Source organism: Porticoccus sp. W117 (assembly GCF_030341905.1).
GTDB lineage: Bacteria > Pseudomonadota > Gammaproteobacteria > Pseudomonadales > Porticoccaceae > SCSIO-12696.
Genome location: NZ_JATAAF010000011.1, coordinates 91,639 through 100,332 on the forward strand (window position 1 = coordinate 91,639; position 8,694 = coordinate 100,332).

Below are 8,694 nucleotides of genomic sequence, written 5' to 3' on the forward strand. Positions count from 1 at the left end.
TAACCTGTTTCCTGTAGCGCGCAGCGCGCCCTGTAACCTCGCTTTTTGTAGTAGTCAGGGATATTGCATGACTGAGTTTCACCACAAGCCCACCCAAGTTGAACAGGCCCAGGAAGAAGAGGTTGTCAAAATTGTCAGCCTCTATCAGAGTGCCGACAAAGTCTATGCTCGCAAAGTAAAAGGGCTGTTTTCCAGCATACAGCGATGGAGTTGGTTGCCGCTGTTGGGGGCGTACTTTCTGCTGCCCTGGATTCAGTTCGACGGTCGCCAGATTGTCTGGTTTGACCTGATAGAGCGCAAATTTTACGTATTCCATTGGGTGTTCTGGCCGCAGGATTTTATGCTGCTGGCCTGGCTGCTGATTATCGCCGCCTTTTCCCTGTTTGCGGTGACCGTGGCAGTGGGCCGGGTGTGGTGTGGCTTTACCTGCCCGCAAACCGTGTGGACCCTGATGTTTATGTGGGCGGAGAATGTCTGCGAAGGGGATCGTCTGAAGCGCATCAAGCTGGATCGCGCGCCCTGGAATGCGGACAAACTGCTGCGCAAATCCGCCAAGCAAGCCATCTGGATTGCCATTGCCTTTGTCACCGGCCTCACCTTTGTAGGCTACTTCAACCCTATTCGCCAGCTGACCGTAGACCTGTTTACCTTCAGTACCGAATTCCAGCCATTGTTCTGGACGCTGTTTTTTACCGGCGCCACCTACATGAACGCCGGCTTTATGCGCGAACAGGTGTGCAAATACATGTGCCCCTATTCCCGCTTTCAGAGCTCCATGTACGACGAAAATACCCTGCTGGTTTCCTACGACCAGAAACGGGGTGAAGGTCGTGGGCCGCGTAAAAAAGGCGTGGATTACCGCGCCAATGGGCTGGGTGATTGTGTGGATTGCACCCTCTGTGTGCAGGTGTGCCCGGTGGGTATCGATATTCGTGACGGTCTGCAGTATGAATGCATCAACTGCGGTTACTGTGTGGATGCCTGTAATGCGGTGATGGACAAAATGGAATATCCTCGCGGCCTGATTCGCTTTACCACAGAAACCGAGTTGCAAGAGAAGAAGGTGCGCATCTGGCGGCCCAAACTGCTGGGCTACATTCTCGGTGTACTGATTATGTCGACCGCCTTTGTATACACCATGGCGACTCGCATTCCGGTGGAAGTGAACGTGCAGCGGGATCGCAACGCATTGTTCCGCTTTACCAGCAACGGCGAGCTGGAAAACGCCTACACCCTGAAAATCAACAATATGGGTACCGAGGATCGCACTTACCGGATACTGGTGGCGGGGGACTACGAATTTGATATCAAGGGCAACAGGGAAGTGCTGGTTAAAGAGGGAGAAGTGCACCATACCCTGATAAAATTGCGCCTCGACCCCCTGGCCCTGCAAGTGCCCAATGCGGATATCGTATTTACCGTGGAAGCCATTGACGACCCGGAAGTACGTGATACACAGGAAAGCCGGTTTATAGGGCCTAGATGACAACGCAACACTTTGTCATCCTCATGCGGCTGCGCCGTTCAGGATGACAAAAACAATCGAATACACCATGCAAAAAATCATCGATACAAAACCCTGGTACCGCCAGTTCTGGCCCTGGCTGATTGTCGCCCTGCCGGCCACTGTGGTGGTGGCCGCTATCCTCACCGTGCGCCTGGCACTGCACAGCGCCGACGATATGGTGGTGGACAACTACTACAAAGACGGCAAAGCCATCAACCAGCGTCTGGAGCAGGATCAGCGGGCGACCGCGCTGGGCCTGGTGGCCGAGTTGAGTTTTAACTTCGACAGTGGCCTGCTCAACGTCAGCTTGTCTGGTGACGATATGCCACAGGCGTTGCGCCTGCAGCTGATGCACCCCATGGAGGCAGACAACGACCGGGAAATCGTTCTCCAGCAGCAGGGGCAGGGCAGCTATCGCGGCGACCTGGGTCAGCGCCTGCAACACCGCTATCTGCTGCGTTTGCTCCCCGAAGGTGCTTCTGAAGACAGCGCGGCGGAGTGGCGTTTAAATGGCGAGATCGATTTTAATCGCGGCCAGGGAGCGGTGCTCATTGCCGATCAATGAGCTGTAAATTGTGACTACCAGCTGTTACCACTGCGGCCTGGATGTGCCGCCAGATTGCCACTTCCCGGTGACCATCGAAGGCATCGAGCAACCCATGTGCTGTCCCGGCTGCCAGGCGGTGGCCATAGCTATTGTCGATGGTGGTCTCGGCAACTTCTACAAATACCGTTCCCAGCAGCAGACCCGCCCGGAAGAGGGTGTCGACAACCGTTTTGCCGCCTACGACCTGCCTGAAGTCCAAGAGGAGTTTGTCCACCATCTGGATGACGGCCAGCTACAGGTAGAGCTGTTGGTGGAGGGCATTACCTGTGCGGCCTGTTCCTGGCTGATTGAGCACCACTTGCAACGCATTGCCGGCGTGTCTGCCGTGCGTGTCAATGTCACTACCCATCGCTGTTGGTTGTCTTGGAACAACAGCCAGGTGCCGCTCAGTCGTTTGCTTTCCGCTCTTCAGGAAATTGGTTATCGCGCCCGCCCGGCGGGAGATGAAGAAGTGCGAGCCAACCGCAAGCGCGAAAACACTCGCGCCCTGCAGCGTCTGGGGGTGGCCGGCATTGGCATGATGCAGGCGGGCATGTTGGCCATTGCCTTGTACGCCGGGGCGTTTGATGGCATCGAACATCAGTGGCAGCAACTGCTGCGTTGGGTCAGCCTGGTGGTTGCCACGCCGGTAGTACTGTTTGCTGCGGCACCATTCTTTCGCGCTGCCTGGCGCAGCCTGAAGAGCTGGCATCTGGTGATGGATGTGCCGGTGTCACTGGCCATTGGTGGCGCTTATCTGGCCAGTGTGTGGGCAACCGTCAGTGGTTCTGGCGAAGTCTATTTTGACTCCGTTTCCATGTTTACCTTTTTCCTGTTGCTGGGGCGCTACCTGGAGATGCGGGTGCGCCACCGCAACGAACAGCGCATGGAGGGCTTGGGCCAGTTGCTGCCACCGGTGGCGCGGCGGGTAGATGACCAAGGTGAGCATTCCGTGCCGGTTAAGGCGTTGCAGCCGAGAGATTTTGTCAAAGTAGGCCCCGGCGACATCATTCCCTGCGATGGTGTGGTGGTGGATGGCCACAGCAATGTGGTGGAAGCGGTGCTTACCGGTGAGCAGAGCCCGGTGGAAAAAACACGTGGCGATGCCGTCAGTGCTGGCACCGTCAACAGTGAAAACCCGCTGCTGATTGAGGTGCAGGCGGTTGGCAAGCGCACGCGTCTGTCAGCCATCCTGCAATTGGTTGCACGAGCGCAGCTGGAAAAGCCCCGCCAGTTGGCATTGGCAGATCGCCTGGCCGGTTACTTTGTCGGCTTTGTGTTGCTGGTGTCGGCGGCCGTGGCCTGGCACTGGTATCAACAGGCGCCGGAAAAAGCCCTTTGGGTGACGCTGTCAGTATTGGTGGTCACATGCCCCTGTGCTCTGTCACTGGCTACCCCCACCGCATTGGCAGTGGCTACCCACGGTTTGCGCCAGCGCGGCCTGCTGGTCAGCCGGGGTCATGTGATGGATGGGCTGCTGAAAATCAAACGGGTGGTGTTTGATAAAACCGGTACCCTCACCACCGGTGAGATGAAGGTGGCCAAGGTGATTTCCCGCAGTGGTGCGCCGGAGCAAAAGATACTCGCCATAGCCGCCGCCCTGGAAGCGGGTTCCCGCCACCCCATCGCCCGCGCCTTTGATGAATGCGATGGTGGCCTGATGGCCACAGCCATTGATAACCGCATTGGTGCGGGAGTGAGTGGCATTGTTGATGGTGTGCGCTACGCCATAGGCCGGGAGCAGTACATTACCGAGTTGTTTGGCCGCAGCGATGAGTTACCAGAGGCCCCCGCAGGTGGCGAAGTGTGGTTGCTGTTGGCCAGTGAGTCGAGAATCCTGGGCTGGATTCTATTGCGTGATCAGTTGCGCCCGGATGCCGCCGATGCGGTGGCTCGCTTACAGACCAACGGCGTACAGGTGGAGTTGCTCAGTGGTGATCGCCCGGTGGCGGTGGCTGCGCTGGCTTCCCAGTTGGGCATCAGCCATTGGCAGGGGGGGATTTCCCCGGAGGAAAAACTCGCCCATGTACGCCAGTTGCAGACCCAGCAGCAGCCGGTGTTGATGGTGGGTGATGGTATCAACGATGTGCCAGTGCTCAGCGGCGCCGATGTGTCGGTAGCCATGGGTGATGCAGCGGATATTGCCCGCATTCATGCGGACAGTATCCTGATGTCCAGCGAGATTGGCGTGCTGCCGCAATCTTTGACCTTTGCTCACTTTACCCACCGTATAATTCGCCAAAACCTGGGCTGGGCATTGGCGTATAATCTGTTGGCTTTGCCACTGGCAGCGCTGGGGCTGGTACCGCCTTGGGCGGCGGCCATTGGCATGTCTGCCAGTTCGCTGGTGGTGGTGTTGAATGCACTGCGGTTGTCGCGAGGTGCGAGAAGGTGAGTTGGGTACTGGTTGCTGTGACTCGCCGTAAACCCTTCCATGGGGGCTCGAGGCCAGCATCCGTGCTGGCCACGGTCACAGCAACCAGTACCCAACTCACCGGAATAGGTTCTTTGGTATGGCTAGCCTTTACTTGTTAATCCCCATTACCATCCTGCTGCTGCTGATCGCAGTCGGCGTTTATTTCTGGGCGGTAAAAAGTGGCCAGTACGATGACCTGGATGGTGAGGCGGAGCGAATCTTGTTTGACGATGAGCCAGAGGGCGAAGACAAGCAGTGAACCCCGTCTCCCGTCTCCCGTTTCCCGTCTCACATCTCCCGTAGCAATGATTGATACGGCGGTATTGGCCGGTCTGGTGGCCATGGGTGTATCCAGTGGTGCCCACTGCATTGGCATGTGCGGTGGCATTGCCGCAGCGCTGGGGTTTGCGGTTGATCCGCAACGCACTTCCCTTGGCCAGAGGCTGCCGGTGCTGCTGAGTTATAACCTGGGCCGGGTGGTGAGTTACAGTGTCGCCGGTGCCCTTGTGGGGTTGCTGGGTGAGCTTAGTCGCCAATTGCACAGCAATATGATGGTGATATTGCGCACTCTGGCAGCTGTGTTGCTGGTGATGATGGCATTTTACCTGGCGGATTGGTGGCGAGGCCTGGTGCGCCTGGAAAAGCTCGGGTCAGGTTTCTGGCGGTTGTTGCAACCATTGGGGAGCAAGTTAATGCCGGTGCGCACACCTGGCGGCGCATTGTTGCTGGGGATGGTGTGGGGGTGGTTGCCCTGTGGTCTGGTTTACAGTGCCCTGGCCCTGGCGGCTACGACAGGTAATCCGGCGGGGTCGGCATTGGGCATGGCTATTTTTGGCCTGTTGACCATTCCCGCCATGCTGGCCGGCGGCATATTTTCTGACCAGGTGAAGCGCTGGCTGCAAAACCGCACCTTGCGTACGGTAATGGCTTTGCTATTGCTGGGCTTTGCCGGTTGGGTATTCTGGACCGGTGCAGGGCATGTGCTGGCCGGGGATCATAGTGAGGGAGATTTACACTGCCTGCCTTGGCATTGACCCCATTATTAGGTCATCCCCGCGAAAGCGGGGATCCATTTCGGTAAATGCTCGAAATGGTGGATTCCCGCCTGTGCGGGAATGACGCAGAAGGTAAATGGGCAATACGTCAACGTCTAGTGGCCTTGTCGTCACTGCTTTTCAGTTGACATTGGTCAAGGGCTGCTGTTGACTGCCGTTGGATAATTACCTCGTTGTAGGTAGGGCGAAAAATCGGCTTTGCTAGAGATTTAATGGCCAAGAACAACTATTATTAAGAGATGCGCTGAACAGCCATCGTAATCTATCGAGTTTGTTGGGGAGTAACCTATGTTTAACCATATTCCGGGCCTGTTGTTTAACCCTCGCCAGGAGTGGAAAAAGATTGCCCACCTGTCCGATGAGGCGCTGAAACGCCAGCTGCCGTACTTCATCGTCATGGCACTGATTCCCGCTGTGGGCTTTTACTACGGAACCACTCAGGTGGGCTGGTCCATTATCGGCGACAAGGTGTACCGCATCACCGAATCCAGTGCCTTGCCACTGACGGTATTGTTCTACGCCGCTATTGTCGGCTCGGTATTGGCAGTGGGTTACATTATTCACTGGATGTCGCGCACTTATCGCGGTGACTCCTTCCGTATCAAAGACTTTGTGCTGGTTGGTTACGCCATGACTCCGGTGTTTATTGCCGGTGCATTCAGCTTTTATCCGATTTTCTGGCTCGACATCATTATCGCTACTGCAGCCTGTAGCTACATGATCTATCAGCTTTACGTGGCTATTCCCTTGTTGCTGCACGTACCCGAGGAGCGCGGCTTCCTGTTTGCCAGCGCGGTGATGATGATGGTGCTGGTGCTGGCTGTAGTTATTCTCGGTGCTACCGTGATTCTCTGGGAATTGGGCGCTATGCCGGTCTTTATAGACGGATAGTTTATAGATAGACAGCTTTTAACATTGCCGATCGCTGGTGCTTGCCATAAGATCGAGCGATGCCAAAGCCGGGCAGTTGCCCGGCTTTTTTGTGTCAGGGAATTTGTTGGGGAAAATCGTGCGTTTACTACACACCATGCTGCGGGTTGGCGATTTGGAACAATCCATCTCCTTTTATTGCGATGTACTGGGCATGAGCCTGCTGCGTCGTAAAGACTATCCCGATGGCCGTTTTACCCTGGCCTTTCTCGGCTACGGACCGGAATCCGAAAACACCGCACTGGAACTGACCCATAACTGGGATACTGATAGCTACGAAAAGGGTACCGGCTTCGGCCACCTGGCGATCGCCGTACCCGATGTGTACGCTGCCTGCGAACAGATTCGCGCCAAGGGCGGCCGCGTAGTGCGCGAAGCCGGGCCCATGAAACATGGCACCACGGTGTTGGCGTTTGTGGAAGATCCGGACGGCTATCAGATCGAACTGCTCTCTGAAAAATAACTTTTTAATCAAGGAAAAAGGGAATATGAAAAAACTGTTTATTGTTGTTTTGCTGCTGGTTGCGGTTGCCGTACTCGGCGGCCCCATGCTGACCGCCAAGGTGGCCAAAGACGGCTTGGAACAACAGGTGGCGCAGATCAATGAAATACCTGGCTACAGCGCCGAATTGGTGAATTATGACAAAGGCTGGTTTAACGCCACCACCCAACTGCGTATTGGCATTGACGAGACGATGTACGCCGGCACTCCTGGCACCAGCAACATCGGGGATCTGTCGTTACTGTTCGATATGGATATCGCTCACGGTCCGCTGCTGCTGGGTGACGAAGTGGGCGTTGGCCTGGTGTCTTCCAGCGGTACCTTGAACGAAGACAATATGCCCGCTGTAAGCGAGTTTCGAGAAAAAGCCGGTCTGGATACCCTGGTAACTTACCGTCAAGTCACCGATTTGTTGGGTGTCAGCCACTACACATCCGAAATTCCGGCGTTTGAAGCCAGTGATGCCAACGGGCGCATTGCGTTTGGCGGCATGGATATCGCCGGTGACTACGATTTGAAAGCCAACACCATGACCGGCAAAGGCACCATCGGCTAGCTGGAAATATCCGGTCAGGGTGCCACCGTTGTGTTTGAACCCATGCAGATGGATTTCGACATGGAAATCCTCAACTGGATGGTGCAATTGGGTAGCCAGAACTTTGTGATGCCAGGCATGAAGGTTTACCAGGGCAACAGTGCCGATGGTGAGCCGATGGCATCGTTCAGCAACGCCAAGTTGTTATCCAATGCGGACAGTGATGGCGAAGGCTCCATGGGCATGACCATGACCGTGGCGATGGAAACTCTGAGCGCTCAGGGCATGGAATTGCAGGATTTCAACCTGGATATCGCCTTTGAAAAAATCAGCCTGAAAGCCATTGAGCAATTTGGTCAGCTGTACAAAGATGCCATGGCCAATGCCGCCGACCCGGAGCTGGCGCAAATGCAAATGGCTATGGGCAGCACCGCACTATTACCTGCGCTGCTGGAAAATTCCCCGGTATTTGCCATCCCCGATTTGAGCTTCAAGCTCAACGGTGAGCCACTTAATGCCAATGCGCGTATAGCAGTTAATGCAGAAGGGTTGGATACCTCTACTGTGATGATGAATCCCCAGCCCTTGCTGCAAAAGCTGGTAGCCAACCTGAATCTGGAAGTCAGTGATGTCCTGATGCAGCAATTCGGAATCATGCTCGGTCCCCAGGCAGCCATGCTGCAAAAGACCGAAACCGGTCATCAGCTGAAATTTGAAATGAAAGACGGTGCCGCCACCCTCAATGGTCAACCACTGCCGCCTCTCTTTTAAAACCCGATTGATTCTGTTTCCACTGAACGGCCAGCAATTTGCTGGCCGTTTCAGATCGCTGACAAACCCCGGCATTTTTGCTGGGGTTTGTTGTTTCTGGGCATTGCTAACCCAAAAGCCGGAGAGTCTCTCGAATCTAGGTTGAGCCTCGCAAACACCGCACTGAGGTATTTACAGAGGCTAAGCAAGGGGTTTGGAGTGTAGAGAGGGCTCAATAGAGGCTCAGGCCGCCATCTGAGCAATTTTCTTGATGTTTTGGGCAGTTGCAGCCATCAGACACTGACCAGCCACTCTATTAAGCCTGGTGTAGCGAGCATATCGATAACCGTGTAGTTGTTTAGCATCAGCGAAGCTGCGTTCAACTGTCTCCTGCCGGCGCCTGTAAATCTCTT

Annotated in this window: 8 protein-coding genes and 1 pseudogene; 8 read left to right on the plus strand and 1 reads right to left on the minus strand. The window is 55.5% G+C overall.

Going from position 1 to position 8,694, the window contains the following annotated elements:
- Nucleotides 1–67 precede the first annotated feature (67 nt).
- From ccoG to QSV34_RS09770, 8 genes and pseudogenes are all read left to right on the plus strand, one after another.
- Nucleotides 68–1,486 carry a cytochrome c oxidase accessory protein CcoG gene (gene ccoG, locus QSV34_RS09735; protein WP_289154197.1) on the plus strand — a complete coding sequence of 473 codons (1,419 nt, stop codon included), beginning with the start codon at nucleotides 68–70 and terminating at the stop codon, nucleotides 1,484–1,486.
- Between the two features lie 43 nt (nucleotides 1,487–1,529).
- Nucleotides 1,530–2,072, plus strand: coding sequence for a FixH family protein (locus QSV34_RS09740; protein WP_289154199.1), 543 nt, complete (start codon nucleotides 1,530–1,532; stop codon nucleotides 2,070–2,072).
- Between the two features lie 10 nt (nucleotides 2,073–2,082).
- Complete coding sequence (locus QSV34_RS09745) at nucleotides 2,083–4,488, plus strand: heavy metal translocating P-type ATPase (RefSeq protein WP_289154201.1); 2,406 nt, start codon at nucleotides 2,083–2,085, stop codon at nucleotides 4,486–4,488.
- 118 nt (nucleotides 4,489–4,606) lie between these two features.
- Nucleotides 4,607–4,768, plus strand: coding sequence for a cbb3-type cytochrome oxidase assembly protein CcoS (gene ccoS / locus QSV34_RS09750; protein ID WP_289154203.1), 162 nt, complete (start codon nucleotides 4,607–4,609; stop codon nucleotides 4,766–4,768).
- 46 nt (nucleotides 4,769–4,814) lie between these two features.
- Nucleotides 4,815–5,543, plus strand: a complete 729-nt coding sequence (locus QSV34_RS09755; RefSeq protein ID WP_289154205.1) for a sulfite exporter TauE/SafE family protein — start codon at nucleotides 4,815–4,817, stop codon at nucleotides 5,541–5,543.
- A 309-nt stretch (nucleotides 5,544–5,852) separates the two neighbouring features.
- The gene (locus QSV34_RS09760; protein WP_289154207.1) at nucleotides 5,853–6,455 is read left to right on the plus strand and encodes a Yip1 family protein; all 603 of its coding nucleotides are present in this window, start codon (nucleotides 5,853–5,855) and stop codon (nucleotides 6,453–6,455) included.
- A gap of 118 nt (nucleotides 6,456–6,573) precedes the next feature.
- Nucleotides 6,574–6,957: a lactoylglutathione lyase gene (gene gloA, locus QSV34_RS09765; protein ID WP_289154209.1), complete on the plus strand. Its 384-nt coding sequence runs from the start codon at nucleotides 6,574–6,576 to the stop codon at nucleotides 6,955–6,957.
- 25 nt (nucleotides 6,958–6,982) lie between these two features.
- Nucleotides 6,983–8,302 (plus strand): annotated as a pseudogene (locus tag QSV34_RS09770) (YdgA family protein).
- 222 nt (nucleotides 8,303–8,524) lie between these two features.
- On the opposite strand, the gene QSV34_RS09775 reads toward QSV34_RS09770, so the two are convergent.
- On the minus strand, nucleotides 8,525–8,694 hold a 170-nt coding region (locus tag QSV34_RS09775; protein WP_289151995.1), incomplete at its 5' end, for a transposase.

Bases quoted from the DNA above. Each gene is read 5' to 3' on its own strand.
- ccoG (WP_289154197.1), top strand. From the start codon at position 68: ATGACTGAGTTTCACCACAAGCCCACCCAAGTTGAACAGGCCCAGGAA.
- QSV34_RS09740 (WP_289154199.1), top strand. From the start codon at position 1,530: ATGACAAAAACAATCGAATACACCATGCAAAAAATCATCGATACAAAA.
- ccoS (WP_289154203.1), top strand. From the start codon at position 4,607: ATGGCTAGCCTTTACTTGTTAATCCCCATTACCATCCTGCTGCTGCTG.
- QSV34_RS09755 (WP_289154205.1), top strand. From the start codon at position 4,815: ATGATTGATACGGCGGTATTGGCCGGTCTGGTGGCCATGGGTGTATCC.
- QSV34_RS09760 (WP_289154207.1), top strand. From the start codon at position 5,853: ATGTTTAACCATATTCCGGGCCTGTTGTTTAACCCTCGCCAGGAGTGG.